We start from the raw sequence: 18,166 nt of genomic DNA, 5'->3' as shown, positions 1-18,166 counted from the left end.
AAGATCAACAGCCCCTAAAGTCTAATATAAAAAATAAATGTAAATTGAGGAAATGGCTATGTTGCATCGTGCATTAATGCTCGCTCTATTGTTGGTATTACCAGCGTCGGCTCAGGCTGATAACTATTCTATTGGCACCGGTGGCCAAAGTGGGATCTATTACCCTTTTGGTGGAGCCTTAGCCAAAGTTTGGTCTGACAAGGTTCCTGAAGTTAACGTAAAAGCAGAAGTAACAGCTGCATCAGTAGAGAACACGATTAAAGTGGTCCGTGGTGACATGATTGCCGGAATTGCAATGGGCAACGTGGTACTTGATGCTTATAAAGGTGAAGGCAAATTTAGAAGTGCCATGCCTGTAAATACCTTGTTTGCGCTGTATCCAAACTTGGTTCATGCCATCAGTTTGGAAAAGTCTGGTATCAACTCTTTGGCCGATCTTAAAGGTAAGCGTATCTCTTTGGGCGCGCCAGCGAGCGGCACCGCGGTAACTTCTGCTGCGTTACTGGAATCTATTGGTATTGATGTAAAAAAGGATATTAAAGCGGTTTATCTGAACTACTCAGAGACCACTAATGCGTTAGCTAATGGCCAGATAGATGCGGGTTTCATTGTTGGCGGCCAAGGAGTTGGTGCTGTCACTCAAGTAGCACTGACTCATAAAGTTAATATTATTCCTGTCTCAGCCGCTGAGAGCGAGGCTTTTATTGAGAAGAATCCAGCATATAGCAGCTACACCATACCGAGTGATGTTTATAACAACGTCGGTGCAGTGCCGACACTTAGTGTGTGGAATGTGATTGTGGTGAGCGTTAAGATGAGTGATGAGATGGCATTCAATCTTACAAAAGCAGCCTTTGAAAACATGAGCGAAGTACAAAAAGTGGTGAAAGTGGCTGAAGCTACAACCCCTGATAATGCAGGTCGTTTAGAAGGTGTGCCATTGCACCCTGGCGCGCAAAAGTACCTAGATTCGTTGGCTAAATAGTTTACTTTTCAGTAAACGACTTTTTGATGTCGACTATCTGCGACAGTTAATCAATGACTGTTAAAACCATTAATAAAGGCAGCTTTGGGTTGCCTTTATTTTATTTAGCTTATATCCCAAATGCCCGCAATCTATCACCGATTGAACATGAGTGGCGGAGCATTTGAGTGTAGATAATTTGAGGACATGCTATGAGCCCTCTTCAACAAAATAGTGATGCGGATGCGACAACTGAAGCGCCTGTTGTAATGCCACTTCCCCATGAATCCACTGTTAAGTATCTCGGTTACGTGATTCTTGCCATCGCGGTGGCGCTGTCATCATTTCAAATATGGCAGGGGATCACCTCAACCATTTCGGCTACCTACTTTCGTCCAGTGCACTTGTGCTGGGTGTTGGTATTGATCTTTTTACATTATCCGTTGATAAGTAATCGATATAACAAAGGCTACATGCTCGGCCGTGTAACCGATTTACTGTTGTGTGGACTGACCGTTTTTGCCGGATATCGGATGCTGATCTTCGACTACAACGATATTGACCACCTGTTGTATGGCTTAGGTAATATCGACCTAGCGGCTGGTTGCGCCTTGCTACTGTTATTATTGGAAGGGTGTCGCCGGACTGTAGGTTGGGTGATGGTGATGATTGCCGGGCTATTTTTAGCTTACAGTGCATTTGGTGATATGTTGCCGGGGGCGTTAGCAACTAAAGCCTACTCATTGCAGGAGCTTATTCAATTCCAGATCTTCTCTGCGAATGGGGTATTTGGCTCCGCCTTGGGGATTGCCGCGACCACAGTGTTCATTTTTGTACTATTTGGTGCTTTTCTTGAGGTCACTGGTGCAGGTAAGTTCTTTATCGATTTGGCTTTCTCTATTGCGGGGAAATATCGTGGTGGGCCTGCCAAGGCTGCGGTTTTAGCATCTGCGGGGTTAGGCTCTATTTCTGGCTCCGCTATCGCCAATACGGTGACTACTGGCTCGGTAACGATTCCGATGATGAAAAAGCTTGGCTATACGCCGGAGCAATCCGCTGGCATTGAAGCTGCTGCATCAACGGGTGGGCAGATTATGCCGCCAATTATGGGGGCGGGCGCTTTTGTTATGGCGCAATTTACTGGGGTGCCCTATAGCGATATTATGCTGGCATCAATCGCACCCGCTATTCTCTACTTTTTCTGTACCTTGTTGTATGTGCACCTGATGGCTTGCAAGTTAAACCTGCAAGCTGCTAGTCGCACAGAGGCTGTTATCGAAGTCATGAAACAAGGGGCGCATCACCTTATTCCGCTGGTGATTATTACTGTGTTATTGATGATGGCTTACTCGCCATTGCTGGTAGGTGTTGCCGGCTGCGCCGCGATATTACTTACCGCCGCTTTACGTAAACATAGCCGTATAGGCCTTAGAAAATTTATCTCGGGAATGAAAAATGGCGCGCTAATGGCGCTGCCTATTTCTGTGGCGTGTGGCGCTGCAGGCATTATCGTTGGTGTGGTTGGACAGACAGGCATTGGGCTGCAGTTTACCCAGTTTGTGATGGACTTCTCTGGCGGCTATATGCTGGTGGCCTTAGGCTTAATCAGTATTGTCGCCTTAGTATTAGGCATGGGACTACCAGTAACTGCCGCTTACATCGTACTGGCCGTGATGGCTGTGCCTATGTTGGGCGACTTTGGCTTGCCGCTACTCACTGCCCATCTCATTGTGTTCTGGTTATCGCAGACATCAAATGTAACCCCGCCGATTGCACTGGCGGCATTTGCAGGGGCTGGGGTTGCCAATGCCAATCCTATGAAATCCTCTGTTGAAGCGTTTAAGTTAGCTGGAGGCCTGTTTATGATCCCGATAATGATGGCTTATACCGACTTACTTAACCCCGGTGCTGGTGTGATGGCTTTCGCCTTTGCGATACTACAAACAGCCACGATTATCTTGGCATTAGCGATAGCGATTGAAGGTTATCTGCTACGTGCTTTATCAGGCGTAGAGCGTATTGTTGCTTTTGCCGCAGTACCACTGGTGCTGTTTAATCCGTTTGGTGTTGGCTTTGTGGGCATGTTGATTATATTAGGCTTGCTGGTCAAACAGTGGAAAACCACGGCAAAAGTAGCTGTTTAGCATGTTATCACCAGCCAAGTGTAGACTTGGCTGGTACTCAATTTAGCTGATGAAACTTGATGTTATTTGTTATCAATAGCATTTGTTTGAATCGCTTGCGCTAATGCCAGTAAACCATTGGTACGAGATGGGCTTAGCTGACCTTGTAAGCCAAGCTGAGTAAAGTAATCATCGGCATCGAATGCGTTAATTTCTGCACTGGTTTTGCCATTACAGGCAATCAATAATAGTGTGACTAAGCCTTTGACTATGCGAGCATCACTGTCTGCAAGAAAGTAATGCTTGCCATCAATCTCACTATGATACAACCAGGCATCACTTTCGCAGCCTCTAACCTGAGCGCTTTCAACACGGTATTCATCGCCAAGTTTAGTTAAGCTTTTACCTAGCAACATAATATGGCGGTAACGTTCCTGCCAGTTGTTTGCTTGTTGAAACAGCGCTAACGTTGCTTGAGCCGATTGGCTGAACTCTAATGCTAGAAAGTCTGCGCTAGAAGGTTGGATTGACTGACTCATACTCGACCTAAGATTATTGTAATGGTGATTGATTAATATCGTTGTAAAGGGGTTTCGCTAATTTTTACAACCGTGCTTTCGGTTTCAGCCGTGGCTAAACAATAGCGACTATAGCAACAGCTCTTTTACTGATTTCATCGCGGTTATAAAGTTGTCGATATCGGCTTTATTGCTATAAACCCCAATGGAGGCACGGCAACAGCCATTTAGTTGTAATATCTGCATCAGAGGCATGGCGCAGTGGTGGCCGCAGCGAACGGCGATCCCCTGTTGATCAAGTAAGATCCCCACGTCTTGATGATGCTCTCCAGCTAGATTAAAGGCGACGGCACCAAGGTTATCGCTATGGGCGCCGTATAGCTCTATATCACCTAAGTCTAGCAGTGAGTCTTGTAGGTAAATCAATAAAGCTTGCTCGGCTTCCCGCAGTTGCGCTTTAGGCAGCTTATTAAGGAAGTCGATTGCAGCACCTAAGCCGATAACTTCAGCAATTGGCGGTGTGCCAGCTTCTAGTCTGTTAGGCAGCTGATTAAATACAGTGCCGCTAAAACTGACGCTTTTTATCATCTCACCGCCAGTCATCAAGGGGGCAAGCTTATCCAGTGGTTCAAAGCGACCATAGAGCACACCGATCCCCGTCGGACCATACATCTTATGCCCTGAGAATACGTAAAAGTCACAATCTATCGCTTGAACATCAACATCCATGTGGGCGATGGCTTGTGCACCATCGACTAAGGTTATCGCGCCCACTTGCTTGGCTTTAGCTACAAGCTCGGCCACTGGATTGACTGTGCCTAACACATTGGATACATGACTTAGCGCGACAATCACTGGGCGCTCGCTTAATAGCGCATCGAAGGCGGCAATATCTAAGCGGCAATCATGAGTTAACGGGATGGGCTTAACTATTGCGCCAGTGCGCTGTGCCAGCTCTTGCCACGGTACGATATTAGCGTGATGGGCGGCGCTATCAATTAAAACCAACTGGCCCGGCTTTAGCTGCGAGGTAAGGCCATGGGCGACGATATTTATCGACTCTGTGGTGCCGTGGGTAAAAATGATCTCTTCGCGGCGTTCAGCACAAATCAACTGGCGAAGCTTGTCGCGCACAGCTTCATATTGAGTGGTTGCTCGGGCTGATAGTTGATGCGCTGCGCGGTGCACGTTGGCATTATCGAACTGATAGTAGTGATTCATGGCATCAATCACTTGTTGCGGCTTCTGGCTGGTGGCTGCGGTGTCTAAATAGCACAGCGGGTAGCCGTCATTAGATTGAGCAAGCGCAGGGAACTGTGACCGTAACGTTGAGAGATCCATTAATTTAACCTGTGGATTAGAATGCGCGCAGATCTTGTAAGATCTGCGCCTTTAATGCAAGCCTATTTATATCGGTTATTAACTAAGGGCAAGGCAGGCGATATAGTTGTGCCAGTTCATTTAGACGTAGGCTCAGCTCCGGCGAGATGCTGCAATGAATGCTATCGATATTCTCTTTTAGCTGTTCAAGGTTGGTGGCGCCGATAATATTTGAACCAACAAACTTCTGCTGATTAACAAAGGCGAGTGCCATCTGTGCAGGGCTAATATTGAACTCCTTAGCTAGCTCTACATAAGCATTGGTCGCCTCAAGCGCCATTTCAGATCCGGTATAGCGTGCAAAGCGTTTAAACAACGTCATTCTGGCACCTTCAGGCCATTGGTCATTGAGGTACTTACCCGAAAGAGCCCCAAATGCGAGAGGAGAGTAGGCTAATAGTGGCACCTCCTCACGATGGCTTATCTCTGCCATACCGACTTCAAAGCTGCGGTTGAGCAAGTTATAGGGGTTTTGCACTGAGACAATCTTCGGTAAACCATGTTTTTCAGCCAGCTGTAGGTACTTCATAAAGCCCCAAGGGGTTTCATTGGAGATGCCGATATAACGGATCTTACCTGCAGTAACCAAATCAGCTAATGCTTCAAGAGTTTCAATAATCGGCGTTTGCTGTTCGTTGTCATCTTGTTGGGCATAGCTTAACTCGCCAAAGAAGTTGGTATTACGATCGGGCCAGTGGATCTGATAAAGATCGATGGTGTCGAGCTGCAAACGTGCTAGTGATGAATCGACAGCTTGATGAATATTACGCCAGTCTAATGCCATATTGGGGCGAATATAATCGCTCTTGCCACCAGGGCCTGAAACTTTGCTGGCGATAATGAGGTTGTCGCGATTACCGCGCTGCTTAAGGTAATTGCCTAGAATCGTTTCGGTAGCGCCTTGGGTTTCGGCTTTTGGCGGTACAGGGTACATCTCTGCTGTATCGATGAAGTTAACGCCTTGAGCAATCGCATAGTCAAGCTGCTCAAACGCTTCGGCTTGGGTATTTTGTTCACCCCATGTCATGGTGCCTAAACATATCTCACTGACGTCTAAACTTGAGTGTGGCAGACGTTTATATTCCATAGTGCAACTCACTTAATTTAAGAAACTACCTAATATTGAGGCTAACAAGTTTTTAGTATAAAAACGACAAGGATTACAGCTTAATCTGTGTTTCTAAGTTAACTTTAGTAGCATAGTAATCTCGCAGGCGTCATGGCCGGTGTTACCTAATGGCGCATCCAAATGCTTGAAAGACAGCGACTCATAGAGCTTTATTGCTTCAGTTAAGTTGGCTGTAGTTTCTAGATAACAAGCGTCATAACCTTGCTCTGTGGCAAAATCGATAGCTTGTAGTGCTAACCGTCTAGCAAAGCCTTTACCCCGCAGAGCCTGAGAAAAATACATCTTTTGCAGTTCACAAACGCCAGCTTGATGATTCAATGGTGCGATGCCGCCCCCGCCAAGGAGTTGACCGTCAAGCTCAATCACCCAGTAACAAGCATTGCTCTGTTGGTAGACTTCGCTGAGATTATCGAGAGTCGGATCTGATACTCCGTAGCCTTTATCCGCTGTGAGTCCATACTCCGCCGAAACGTCACGAATTATCTGCGCCATTGCCGCATTATCGTCCGGGGCTATCTCTCTGATGGTATAGCCAATTTGTGCCTTAGACTGCATAACGGCTTTATTGTACTGACTCAATGATTGCTCTATTTGTGCTATCTGAGTGGTGGGCAGTTGCGCCATAATTTCATTGAACTGCTGATTTTGTTGGTTATCCAGCTTAATCAGTTGTTTCTTGCCGCTGGGGGTTAATTGCGCCACTAGACTGCGGTTATCTTTGGGGTTGGCTGTGGTTTTAGCAAACCCCTTCTCGACTAAATGACTCACTGCACGGCTGGCATTAGATTTATCAATATTGAGAACTTCAGCTAACTGTTTAATAGAGTAACTACTCTGGCCTAGCTCTATTAGCGTGTGAGCTTGCACGGGGGACAAGGGTTGATTACCACAGGCTGCATCGAGCAACCCTAGCTGGCGAATAAGTTGTCTTGATAAGCGGCGTAATTGTGAAGCTTGGCAGAGAGGCTGAGGCATAGGGAGATTATTTAGACTCATTTAGTTGCGACTAACATCTAATTTACGAAGCCTATCAGATAAAATCAAGTGGATCTTAATCAACGGAACTTAAGTATTAAGTTAACTACAAAATTTTGCTTGGTCAATCGCTACCTTAAATTGACCAAGCCTTGTGATTTTATAAGCTATAAAGTTCAGGGTTCAACATAGGTGCCATTGCGAGAATAATCGCTTGGGTATAAATACTTTGCCGAGTTGCATGGCCTTGGGTTAATAAAGCTATTGCACCGCCTTGCTGCTTAATGTTGACGGTATTAAACATGCTATCCATGACATTACCTAGCTCTTCACCTTGGGTTAATGCTTGGTATACCTGCATAGGTAGTGGCAGCAATGCACTGCGGCCGACACTAACTTGCTGATTATGGGCAATGGCAATATACGCGAATGTAGCAGGACCATGGTCAAATAGATCAACACCACCTTCCATCGCAAGATAGTAGTCAGCTTGGTAGTTTTCCATGCTGTACTTCACTCGATTAACAGCACCTGCTTGAGTTTCTGCCTCTGTCATGGGTTGATCGGCCACAAGTGATGGCGCATGTACGCCTTCGCACTCAATGGTGGCTTCAGGAAATAGGGTTGTTAGTGCTTCTTTTGCTGCGCCAACTTTTACTGGATTTTTAGAGCCAACGATAATTCGAATAACTTGGGTCATAGGGGTTTCTTTTCTATTTAGAGATTACTGAAATTATTTCACATTAAGCCAGTGATTAGCGACTCATTACGCCATTTTTACTGTGGTTATTTTTACTATAAATAGCTGTATTTGTTATTGCTGATAGCAGGGTAATAATTAGGCTAAAAATATTTTTCTATATTAATCATTAGATTGACTAATGCCTAGGGTCTACAGGGCTAAAAAAGGCGAGATCTAGATCAAGTTTACATAGCTGAGTGCAGGGTGATGTCCCGTAATTGGAGTTTGCGTGAGCTATGTCCGTCGCCCATTTTTGTCTTAGGCGGGCTTTATATCAGTATTTAATTAATTAGGTGAAATTCGTGTTAAATCGAGGTTCGATTCGGTTATCAGGCTGCAATCAAAATGAAAATTCATTACATGAAATAAGCGATGTAGCTCCCAATATGCGTATATTATGAAATTCAATTACAAAATGTGTGTCCAGATCAATTTATCCCCGCTGCATTAGGATTACCTTAACCGCGAAATTTACTCCTTAGATACAAATCTACAGGTGTTAACAAACACCTTAAAGGTAAAGCTAATGCAAAAAGATGCGATACGTGCGCAAGAAGTGACCTTAGATGATGTAGCGACGACTAAGTCGCTACCTTGGACACGACAAGATACGACTTGGATGTTGAGTTTGTTTGGTACCGCAGTAGGTGCTGGCATACTATTCTTACCGATTAATGCTGGTATGGGTGGCTTTTGGCCTCTTGTACTGATGGCAGCGATTATTGGCCCAATGACTTACCTTGCTCACCGTGGCTTATCTCGTTTTGTTTGTTCATCAAGCAAGCCTGGTAGCGATATTACTCATGTTGTTGAAGAGCACTTTGGTGTTGGCGCTGGCAAAGCGATTACCATGCTGTACTTCTTCGCTATCTATCCAATTGTTTTGATCTACGGCGTAGGTATTACCAACACCGTTGATAGCTTTATTGTTAACCAGCTAAACATCTTTGTGGAAATTCCACGTTTAGCGGCTGATGGTGCGCCTATGCTGACTGAAGCTGGTGTACAGATCATGGATAAAGTGTCCGGTGTGCCACGCTGGTTGCTATCTGGTGGTCTTATCATCGCTATGATGTCTGTCATGGTTGCAGGTGAGAAGTTCATGCTTAAAGTAACTCAGCTGCTGGTATACCCACTGGTTGCTATCTTGGCATTTATGTCTTTCTACCTTATTCCTGATTGGAAAATGGACGCACTGAACGTTGTACCTAGCACTGGTGCTTTCCTGGGCACTGTTTGGTTGACTATTCCAGTACTTATCTTTGCATTTAACCATTCTCCAGCAATTTCCCAGTTCTCTGTGGCACTTAAGCGTGAGCATGGTCAAAATGCAGCGCGTAAAGCGGACTCTATTTTGCGAAACACCACTATGATGCTAGTGGGCTTTGTGATGTTGTTTGTGTTCTCTTGTGTATTGTCACTTTCTCCAGCACAGCTTGCTGAAGCCAAGGCGAATAACTTACCAATCCTTTCTTACTTAGCGAATGTGCATGACAGTGGCTTTGTCAGTTACTTCGGTCCAATCATCGCTTTTGTTGCCATTATCTCTTCTTTCTTCGGTCACTACATGGGCGCAACTGAAGGCATGAAAGGCATTATTAACAAGCAACTTCGTACCAGTAATAAAGAAGTCTCAGACAAAAAATTAAACAAGTTTATCTTAGGCTTTATGTTCTTCACCATCTGGGCTGTAGCGGTAATCAACCCAAGTATTTTGGGAATGATTGAAGCCTTAGGTGGCCCAATCATTGCGGCAATCCTGTACCTTATGCCTATGTACGCGATTCATAAAGTACCTGCTTTAGCGCCATATCGTGGCCGCGTGAGCAACATCTTTGTGGTTATTGCCGGTCTGCTTTCTATGACTGCAATTCTGTTTGGACTTCTGTCTTAACTGAGCGTTACTCTCGGGTGTTTATCGCTATCTCTAATCGCTTTAAACCCCGATGATTAAAATACAATGTTTGACCCAGGGCTGAAAAATCTTTCAGCCCTTCCTCTGTTTTCGAGGTAATTCTATGTTTAGCGCATTTGATATTTTTAAGATAGGAGTGGGCCCGTCGAGCTCTCACACTGTCGGGCCGATGAAGGCCGCCAAAGAGTTTATCGACGACCTACATCAAGCAAACCAGTTTGAAAAAGTCACTCGCTTAAGCGTTGAGATTTTTGGTTCATTGTCATTAACTGGCAAAGGGCACCACACCGATATCGCCATTATTATGGGCTTAGGTGGTAACACACCTGAAAGCGTCGACATCGAAGCTATTCCGCATTTTATTAGCGAAGTAGAGCAAACTGAAAAGTTAGCGATGGGCAAAGAGCAGCGGCTGGTCGACTTTGGACGAGATGCGGTTATTTTCCACAATTACGCATTACCTATGCATGAAAACGGCATGATGTTACACGCTTACGCAGGTGACGAGAAAATCATGAGCAACACCTACTATTCGATAGGTGGTGGTTTTATTGTCGAAGAAGCGCAGTTTGGTAAAGCAGTTGAAAATCCAGTGACTGTGCCTTATCCGTTTAATTATGCGGACGAGTTACTGGCAACGAGTAATGAAACCGGCATGAGCATTAGCACCATTATGTTCAAAAATGAGCTGGCATTTAATAGTGAAGCTGATATTTACCAAGGTTTTGCAGATGTATGGCACACCATGCATGCTGCCATTGAAAAAGGTTGTCAGACCGAAGGCGTATTGTCTGGGCCGTTGCGAGTACCACGTCGTGCCCCTGCGCTTTACCGTCAGCTATTAACGGGCGAGCGCTTATCACAAGATCCGATGGAAATCGTTGATTGGATCAACGTGTTTGCTATGGCTGTTAGCGAAGAAAATGCTGCCGGTGGTCGAGTGGTAACTTCACCAACGAATGGTGCCGCAGGCATTATTCCAGCTGTATTGGCATACTACGACAAGTTTATTAAACCTGTTGGGCCACAAGAATATACTCGCTTCTTTTTAGCTGCTGCAGCAATCGGCTCCCTCTATAAGCGTAACGCCTCTATATCTGGTGCGGAAGTGGGTTGTCAGGGCGAAGTGGGGGTTGCTTGTTCTATGGCTGCAGCTGGTCTTGCTGAGGTTATGGGTGGCAATGCTGCGCAAGTTTGTATGGCAGCTGAGATAGGTATGGAGCATAACTTAGGCCTGACGTGCGATCCGGTTGCTGGCCAAGTGCAAGTGCCGTGTATTGAGCGTAATGCGATAGCGGCCGTTAAAGCGATTAACTCGTCGCGCATGGCTATGCGTCGTAACTGCCAGCCTAAAGTGAGCTTAGATAAAGTGATTGCGACCATGTATGAGACAGGCAAAGATATGCATGTTAAGTACCGCGAGACGAGTCAAGGTGGCTTAGCGATTAAAGTGACCAGTATTTGCGGCTAAAGCTGTATTTGTTGCTAAAAAAGGCCATCATTTGATGGCCTTTTTTATGGATGTCGATCCTGAATCAACTACTTCTCTTCGTACATTAAATAGTAACTTTGATCCATGCCGAGTGCGCTATATGTTTGCTGCGCTTTGGTATTCTCTTGCTCAACATAGAGTCTGAAGCTGGCTGCACCACCATTTTGCGCGGCGATATCTTTAACCTCTTGATAGAGTTTTTTGTAGATCCCTTGACGACGATTTTCAGGGCGAATATAGACGCTCTGGATCCAATAGTAATCTTTGGCGCGCCAGTCACTCCACTCAAAAGTCACCATTAATGACCCCGCGATCTCACCATTAACTTCAGCAACTAAGTAAAAACCTTTTTCTGGCGAGTTAAGTAGCGTATTTACGCCTTGGTGTAGCACATCGCTATCGAGTGAGAGACCCTCGGTTTCCAATGCCATTGCTTGGTTGAAGTCTATGAGTGCTTGTAGATCAGTTAACAGGGCTTTGCGAATGAGCATGTTTATTCCTCTTTTTTGGCTAACTTTACCATGCGTGTTCGTTAAAGCGCCGAATTATTTTAACCAATATGGGTTATTTGCATTCGACTAAAGTCTAACTCTGCTACACTTTTTTTATAGCTTAACAAAGGTGATAACAGTATGGGGAATACACCTAAAACAGATGAATGCAAAGATAATTCTGATGATAAACAGTTGGTTGGCGAGCTAAGTACTATAAATCATCGCCGCCATTTCGCGGTTACCATTCTCACCTTTGGTATTTGGGGGCTGGTTTGGTGGTGGCTTATCTTGCGTTCTGAAGGTAAGCAAAAACAGATCTTTAGTGGTTTTGATGATGCTTATTGGAGCTACTTAATTGAACGAGAGCAGCCCCCGGCAGCACTTCATAAGATGAGTTTCACTAAAAATGAAGAAAATACAAAATTTGATGCCTAATATTATGAATTATTCATTGTAGTGGTGGTTTTTATAGTGAGTAGTTTGTTGAAGGGATCTGCGTGATACAGATCATCTCTCCTGTTTAGTGCCTATGCTAAACTGCCGCGTTATTTTTTAAGCAAGTATCTGCTTGTGTCCTCTTTACCCAACTGTAGCAAGGTTTAAATATGTCAAAACAACAAACTTCACTTTTTAGAAAAGTGTGGTCAAGCTGGATGTCTGTGCCACTGTGGCTTCAGATCATGATTGGTATGCTACTCGGGATCTTAACTGGTATCGGTTTTGGGGAACAAGCAACGGTACTAAAGCCGATCGGTACCCTGTTTGTAAATACTATTAAGATGTTGATTGTGCCGTTGGTTTTTTGCTCGCTAATCGTGGGCGTTACCTCTATGCAAGATACTGCCAAGATGGGACGTATCGGCTTTAAATCTTTTGCCTTCTATTTGGGGACGACCTCTATAGCCATTACTGTCGGGCTTGCAGTCGGTCACTTTTTACAGCCAGGTAAAGGGCTGGACATGGTTGCCGAGCCCTCAGAACAAGTTGTAAAAGCGGCGCCATCAGTGATGGAAACCTTGATTAATATCGTGCCAACCAACCCTATCGCAGCATTAGCCAGTGGCCAAATCTTGCAAGTGATTGTGTTTGCAGTGGCTCTTGGTGTTGCTTTGGTACTGATTGGCGACCATGGCAAGCCTGCAATCAAAGTCTTCGAAAGCCTTGCTGAAGCCATGTATAAGCTGACAGACATGGTGATGAAACTCGCACCATACGGCGTATTTGGCCTAATGGCATGGGTAGCTGGTGAATATGGTATTGGTATGCTGATGCCACTCATTAAAGTGATTGTGGCAGTATATATTGGTTGCTTCCTGCATATTGTTGGCTTCTATAGCATAGTGCTGACGGTCTTTGCCAAACTAAACCCAATACAGTTCTTTAAAGGGATCAGCAACGCCATTGCAGTGGCCTTTACTACCTCAAGCTCAGCAGGTACGTTACCTGCAAGTATGAAGTGCGCCAATGAGTATTTAGGGGTTAATAAAAAGATCTCTAGCTTTGTGTTACCACTTGGAACGACCATCAATATGGATGGTACTGCGTTATACCAAGGTGTGACGGCATTGTTTGTAGCACAGGCTTTTGGTATCGACTTAAGCTGGGTTGATTACATCACCATTATCTTAACAGCCACGCTTGCCTCAATTGGCACCGCGGGTGTGCCAGGCGCAGGTCTGGTGATGCTCACCTTAGTGTTAACTACCGTCGGCTTGCCGCTAGAAGGTGTAGCGCTGATTGCTGGTATCGACCGAGTGCTTGATATGGCACGAACGGTGGTGAATGTTTCTGGCGATTTGGTCGCGACAACAGTGATAGCCAAATCTGAAGACGAACTTAATGTTGAGCATTACAATGCGGGTGCTGAAGAAAGCGCTGAAATAGCTGAAAAGCTAAAATCATAACTGCTGTTGTTTGATTGCAAAAAAACCGCCAAATTTGGCGGTTTTTTTATGTGTCATCTGTTTCTGCTTACTACACAGTTTAACAATACTGGTTACTGCTTGCTGAGTACCATCAAGGTCTTGCTATCAGCATCTTGTAGTAGCAACTTTCCTTTGCTCATTATTGCTTGGCTAACTTCAGGCATAGCTTGCATAACGCGTTGCTCTTGTGCCATTAACGCATCTACACAGGCTTTCATGGTGTTACCTGCAGGCTGTAGCTGTATAGATTGACCTGATAAAACGTAACTACCAAAGAAGTTATTGCAGCTATTATTACCGGTTAACTTACCTTCTGCTTCGAAAGTGAGCTGAGCTGGGCTATAGTCGATAACGGGTTGGCCGTTTGCGACTTCGATATGCCATGTACCTTCAATGGCTAAATCCTCGATTTGGGCTTGCGGCGTTGATTGGCATGCGGATAAACCCAGTAGCAAACTTGCTACGAAAAAGGATTGTTTTATCATGTTACGGATCCAAAGTGATTAATATCATTATATTGTGAGTATTTTAGCTCAAAATCAACTGAAAGAAGGCGTTTGTTAGTGCAAAAAAATGTAATTAATTACCTCAAGATGTTGCATTGGGTAGGCTTAAGCATGTTGTTATGCGGTGTTGGCTTATATTTCTTTACGGAGCTAACACAACAGGTTACAGGAATGATGATTGTCGCCAGTTTGGCTGGATTAGGCATGGTCATGATGTCGCCTTTTCCCATTGCACTATTTCTGCAATGGGCTCAGGCTCAAAACCAAGATCAATAGGCTTTAGTCACCAAAGATTGACGACATAGTTCAAGGTCACTTTCTGCGGCTTGCTGCATAGGTACCAAAGATTGCTGTGCATCAGGGGTAAAAAAGCTCTTGCCGACTATGATACTCAACTTGCCCGCTTCTTTAGCTATCTGTTTGCGTAGGCGGCCAATCAAGGTGTCTAAGTTTGATTCACTATCGACAAACGCTAAGATCATAAATCTATCTTCATCAACACGGGCTGACATATCTGCTTCACGTAAGCTCTCGGCTATGATCCGAGCAAGCAATCGAGCCTTTTGCGAGGTAGATAGCGGCGCAGTGCGCATGAGTGGATTGTCGACCAGCTCAATTAATATTATCCCCGCATGGGAACCAAATCGTCTACTTAAGCTTAGTTGCCTTGGCGCCATTAGACCAAAGCCATAATGGTTGAGCATTTGAGTTGTTTCGTCTTGAAAAGATAACCTTTGCACTTGTTGCATTAAGTAAACTTGCTTCAGCTCACCCTGCAATAATGAACGCACAGACTCTATCACTGTTAGCGATGCAGACGTTGCTTGAGTTGTGTTTGGATCGCAAATGAGGATACAGCCGAAGACTCGACCATCGGGCCAAGATAACTGTATGCTGAGCACTTGTTCAAATTCAGTAAAGGTATCTCCAAGTTCATCGATATTTAGTTCACTTGAGCCAAAGCTACTGCTTGAATTTACCGCAGTCAAAAGTGGAGAGTTACTCAACACCGTGCCAGCTTTTAGAGAGTTGTCATGATACGTTTTACCACAAACAATCTGAGCATCTTGTGCTGAGAACTGCATAACAAGGCAGGTTTTAGCACGGTAAAGGTCGTTGAGTAGATCAACCTGTTGTTGCCACCTTGGCAAGCTAACTGCAGGTTGTTCCTGATCTCGCAGCCAAACATTATGATCGATATTTTGAGCTAACATGGGTAAAACTCACTTGTGATTAATTATGCTGATAAATCTGAATTAAAATACTTTTACTAGGTCGACTATACTGTTTTTTTGAAGTTGTTGAAATGTAAACAAGTAAAGATTTGATGTTAAGCATGCTTAAATCATGCTCATCGGATCACTCTAAATGACCTTTGTATATTTGCTGCGATTAATAGCCATATTTTCGTTGGTGAAGTTGCTATAATGGCGCTATTAATTAGGGTTTTTACTCCAGAAAATAATGATGAATAGCATTAAAATTCGTTTAGCGACTATGCAAGACGTTGCCGCTTTAACAGCCTTAGAACAAAGCCAACAACAAGATGAATTAGCGATTGAACAGCGAAATAATAGTTTAGCTGGTCAGTCTTTTAATCAGAGTGACTTAACCAGCTTAGTTAAGCAGCATTGGGTTGTCATCGCTGAACTTGATAGTGATATTATTGGTTACGTTATCGCTGGGCGTTGGAGCTTCTTTAAACAGTGGCGAATATATCGTAACTTGCTTAATCGTCTGCCAAGGATTGACTACGAAAAAGCCAGGCTTACTGAGAAAAACTGCTGTCAATATGGGCCTATTTGGATTGCTAGTGAGCATCGTGGCCAAGGTATATTTGAAGCATTGGTGCATTTTGTCAAAAAATCGGTCGCCAAGGAGTTACCTTATATGGTGACTTTTATTGCTGAAGATAATGCCGCCTCGTTTGCTGCACATACTCGTAAGGGCGGCATGCAAGTTGTCGATTTTATTAGCTTTGACGATCGTGATTATTATTTACTGGTATTACCCACTAGTGACTCTTTTTTCTAAGGACTGTTATGTTGTCTGAATCTGTAGCATCTATTTTCTCCCCCTATCTGCAATTGAACTTGTCAGCTTTCGATAACCTTAAACTCGTAGTGGCGGTTTTAACTGATAGAGCTGAAGAGTGCCATGCCTTAGAAGCTGAGATGACCGTTGAAGATAAAACTCAAACGGCATACTTGGTGCGCTGGCATAAGCATTTTATCTATTGTGGTCGTACGAACTCTTATGGCAATAAGATTGATGAAGTGGCTGACTTGGACTCGATTAACCCTGAGTCGATAGCTGTGCTGCAACCAGCAGTATTGTCGATGCAACAAGTTGAGTTTATGTGCATGGAGAATGCACATTTTGACCATTGTTAGGCTTGTTTGCTGTTGCATACGTTTTAGCTTATTAAAGGTACCAAACAGCGCTTGAGCTTTAAGTTAGACTGGGTCTAACAATTAACGTCGTTGAATTCCATCCTACAGCTGGGCAAAAGGGGGGCTGCAACCCCTCTTGGCTAATTTCTTACACAAGAAGTCCCGTGCCGCACCGACGACGTTACATACATTAAGTACAGGTCTCATGCTGATGGATAAATAGCTAACGCTTCCGATGGGGAACTGCTGTTTTCTGTTAGTTTTGAAGCTTAAAGTTTACGCTGACCCACTTGTTTGATCTGTTTAAATCATCGCTATTCAGTATCTAAGTTCTAGACAGTTTAAGCTGGCCTTCATTTATTTACGTTACAGTCGCCAGTTCGCTCTGTTTCAACAATGTTTGATGAAGAGTGGCACTTGATGCCGAACAAGGTATTTTTACGCCGCTATACCTTAGTGAGTATCGATACTGGCATCATAAAAGTTGCTGTAATGGTTTTTATCTTTAAATTTTTCGAAGCTTGCATACTTCGCCTGGAAAACAACATATGAGTAGTACATCGACACATAAACCTCGGCCATTGGTTGACCTGTTAGTGAGCATAGCTATACCCGCTTTTATTCTTATGAAGCTAAGTGGTGAAGATCAGCTAGGGGCCAGTGGTGGGTTAATATTGGCGTTAAGCTTTCCACTGGGGTGGGGCATATTTGAGCTGATAAAATATAAGAAGTTTAATTTTATTGCTTTGCTTGGATTAGCTAATGTGCTGTTGACCGGTGGTATTGGTTTACTGGAGCTTGACCTTAAGTGGTTGGCAATCAAAGAAGCCGCCATTCCAGCCGCTATCGGCATTGCGGTACTTATTTCGACCTTTACCTCTAAGCCATTAATTAAAGCCATCATATTTAATCCTGCAGTGATGGATGCTGACAAGATCATCAAGCGACTGCAGCAGAATAATTGCGTGGCCGCATTTGAGCAGCGACTCATGAAGGCCACCTACTTGGTTGCAGGCTCATTCGCCTTCTCCGCCGTTATGAATTATGTACTGGCTAAATGGATCGTCACCAGCCCAACAGGTACCTCAGAGTTTAATGAACAGTTGGGACAATTGACCTTATACAGTTATCCGATGATAGCCTTGCCATCTATGTTGATGATGATGGGCACCTTTTATTACTTATGGCGCACAATTCGTGATTTAACCGGGCTTAAGTTGGAAGAGGTTTTGGCCAACCAGTAATGGTTGTTGTGGGATTGGTTCCCACACCCTAGGCTCAATCAAGCTCCGCTTGATTGAGTCCTTCTAGGTCGTAAGGCCTCAAATAAAACGAAAGCTATCGTCCAATAGCACCAGTTAACCCCATTAACACCAACTCCTTCTCAGAACCCTGATACTTCAAAAATAACTGTGCAATATCATTGGGCGCGTCCTCAATGACAGTAAATCCATGTTGCGCATAAAACCCTTCTAAATTCACTAAGGCAAAAATGTAAGTTTTACCATCACAGAGAACGGGCGAAAGCTGGCGCATCAAGCAATGCCCAACAGCTTGGCCGCGAAAATCAGGATGCACTAACATGCCAGTCAAAATAGCTAACTGACCAA

General features: G+C 44.4%; 19 protein-coding genes. 10 read left to right on the top strand and 9 right to left on the bottom strand.

What is annotated here, in order from left to right; genetic code table 11:
• Positions 1 to 58: 58 nt before the first annotated feature.
• Together AB4238_RS00095 and AB4238_RS00090 are read left to right on the top strand one after the other, a co-directional pair.
• Entirely contained in the window at positions 59 to 985 is a 927-nt protein-coding gene (locus tag AB4238_RS00095; RefSeq protein ID WP_372030541.1) for a TAXI family TRAP transporter solute-binding subunit, read from the top strand.
• A gap of 191 nt (positions 986 to 1,176) precedes the next feature.
• The gene (locus AB4238_RS00090; protein WP_372030540.1) at positions 1,177 to 3,108 is read left to right on the top strand and encodes a TRAP transporter permease; all 1,932 of its coding nucleotides are present in this window, start codon (positions 1,177 to 1,179) and stop codon (positions 3,106 to 3,108) included.
• A gap of 62 nt (positions 3,109 to 3,170) precedes the next feature.
• Here the strand turns inward: AB4238_RS00090 and AB4238_RS00085 are convergent, their stop codons facing one another.
• From AB4238_RS00085 to yjjX, 5 genes are all read right to left on the bottom strand, one after another.
• Positions 3,171 to 3,626 carry a SufE family protein gene (locus tag AB4238_RS00085; protein WP_372030539.1) on the bottom strand — a complete coding sequence of 152 codons (456 nt, stop codon included), beginning with the start codon at positions 3,624 to 3,626 and terminating at the stop codon, positions 3,171 to 3,173.
• A gap of 108 nt (positions 3,627 to 3,734) precedes the next feature.
• A complete protein-coding gene (locus tag AB4238_RS00080; protein WP_372030538.1) occupies positions 3,735 to 4,946 on the bottom strand; it encodes a cysteine desulfurase in 1,212 nt (403 codons plus the stop codon).
• Between the two features lie 82 nt (positions 4,947 to 5,028).
• Positions 5,029 to 6,072 (bottom strand): NADP(H)-dependent aldo-keto reductase, encoded by a 1,044-nt coding sequence (locus AB4238_RS00075; protein ID WP_372030537.1) that lies wholly within the window; start codon positions 6,070 to 6,072, stop codon positions 5,029 to 5,031.
• Positions 6,073 to 6,165: 93 nt separating this feature from the next.
• Entirely contained in the window at positions 6,166 to 7,110 is a 945-nt protein-coding gene (locus AB4238_RS00070; protein WP_372030536.1) for a GNAT family N-acetyltransferase, read from the bottom strand.
• Positions 7,111 to 7,249: 139 nt separating this feature from the next.
• On the bottom strand, positions 7,250 to 7,789 hold the full coding sequence (gene yjjX / locus AB4238_RS00065) for an inosine/xanthosine triphosphatase (RefSeq protein ID WP_372030535.1): 540 nt from the start codon (positions 7,787 to 7,789) through the stop codon (positions 7,250 to 7,252).
• A gap of 568 nt (positions 7,790 to 8,357) precedes the next feature.
• Between yjjX and AB4238_RS00060 the strand changes: the two genes are divergently transcribed.
• Both AB4238_RS00060 and AB4238_RS00055 read left to right on the top strand, forming a co-directional pair.
• Entirely contained in the window at positions 8,358 to 9,725 is a 1,368-nt protein-coding gene (locus tag AB4238_RS00060) for an HAAAP family serine/threonine permease (protein WP_372030534.1), read from the top strand.
• A gap of 124 nt (positions 9,726 to 9,849) precedes the next feature.
• Complete coding sequence (locus tag AB4238_RS00055; protein WP_372030533.1) at positions 9,850 to 11,217, top strand: L-serine ammonia-lyase; 1,368 nt, start codon at positions 9,850 to 9,852, stop codon at positions 11,215 to 11,217.
• 68 nt (positions 11,218 to 11,285) lie between these two features.
• On the opposite strand, the gene AB4238_RS00050 is transcribed toward AB4238_RS00055, so the two are convergent.
• On the bottom strand, positions 11,286 to 11,729 hold the full coding sequence (locus tag AB4238_RS00050) for an N-acetyltransferase family protein (protein ID WP_372030532.1): 444 nt from the start codon (positions 11,727 to 11,729) through the stop codon (positions 11,286 to 11,288).
• A gap of 141 nt (positions 11,730 to 11,870) precedes the next feature.
• Between AB4238_RS00050 and AB4238_RS00045 the strand changes: the two genes are divergently transcribed.
• Positions 11,871 to 12,167, top strand: a complete 297-nt coding sequence (locus AB4238_RS00045) for a hypothetical protein (protein WP_372030531.1) — start codon at positions 11,871 to 11,873, stop codon at positions 12,165 to 12,167.
• Between the two features lie 170 nt (positions 12,168 to 12,337).
• The gene (locus tag AB4238_RS00040; protein ID WP_372030530.1) at positions 12,338 to 13,636 is read left to right on the top strand and encodes a dicarboxylate/amino acid:cation symporter; all 1,299 of its coding nucleotides are present in this window, start codon (positions 12,338 to 12,340) and stop codon (positions 13,634 to 13,636) included.
• Positions 13,637 to 13,728: 92 nt separating this feature from the next.
• Here the strand turns inward: AB4238_RS00040 and AB4238_RS00035 are convergent, their stop codons facing one another.
• Positions 13,729 to 14,142: an META domain-containing protein gene (locus AB4238_RS00035; RefSeq protein WP_372030529.1), complete on the bottom strand. Its 414-nt coding sequence runs from the start codon at positions 14,140 to 14,142 to the stop codon at positions 13,729 to 13,731.
• A 78-nt stretch (positions 14,143 to 14,220) separates the two neighbouring features.
• Here AB4238_RS00035 and AB4238_RS00030 point away from each other — a divergent pair, with 78 nt between their 5' ends.
• The gene (locus AB4238_RS00030) at positions 14,221 to 14,439 is read left to right on the top strand and encodes a hypothetical protein (protein WP_020914246.1); all 219 of its coding nucleotides are present in this window, start codon (positions 14,221 to 14,223) and stop codon (positions 14,437 to 14,439) included.
• Here AB4238_RS00030 and AB4238_RS00025 read toward each other — a convergent pair.
• On the bottom strand, positions 14,433 to 15,377 hold the full coding sequence (locus AB4238_RS00025) for a GGDEF domain-containing protein (RefSeq protein ID WP_372030528.1): 945 nt from the start codon (positions 15,375 to 15,377) through the stop codon (positions 14,433 to 14,435). The two genes, AB4238_RS00030 and AB4238_RS00025, sit on opposite strands and share 7 nt — an antisense overlap.
• A gap of 262 nt (positions 15,378 to 15,639) precedes the next feature.
• On the opposite strand from AB4238_RS00025, the gene AB4238_RS00020 reads away from it, so the two are divergent.
• From AB4238_RS00020 to AB4238_RS00010, 3 genes are all read left to right on the top strand, one after another.
• Entirely contained in the window at positions 15,640 to 16,197 is a 558-nt protein-coding gene (locus AB4238_RS00020) for an N-acetyltransferase family protein (protein WP_372030542.1), read from the top strand.
• Positions 16,198 to 16,205: 8 nt separating this feature from the next.
• A complete protein-coding gene (locus tag AB4238_RS00015; RefSeq protein WP_372030527.1) occupies positions 16,206 to 16,556 on the top strand; it encodes a hypothetical protein in 351 nt (116 codons plus the stop codon).
• A 548-nt stretch (positions 16,557 to 17,104) separates the two neighbouring features.
• Positions 17,105 to 17,800 carry a VC0807 family protein gene (locus AB4238_RS00010; RefSeq protein ID WP_372030526.1) on the top strand — a complete coding sequence of 232 codons (696 nt, stop codon included), beginning with the start codon at positions 17,105 to 17,107 and terminating at the stop codon, positions 17,798 to 17,800.
• Positions 17,801 to 17,894: 94 nt separating this feature from the next.
• On the opposite strand, the gene AB4238_RS00005 is transcribed toward AB4238_RS00010, so the two are convergent.
• A partial coding sequence (locus tag AB4238_RS00005) for a GNAT family N-acetyltransferase (RefSeq protein WP_372030525.1) occupies positions 17,895 to 18,166 on the bottom strand: 272 nt, incomplete at its 5' end.

The organism is Shewanella sp. 10N.286.45.A1 (assembly GCF_041470405.1).
Classification (GTDB): Bacteria; Pseudomonadota; Gammaproteobacteria; order Enterobacterales; family Shewanellaceae; genus Shewanella.
This window is presented reverse-complemented; position numbering and strand designations above follow the sequence as displayed.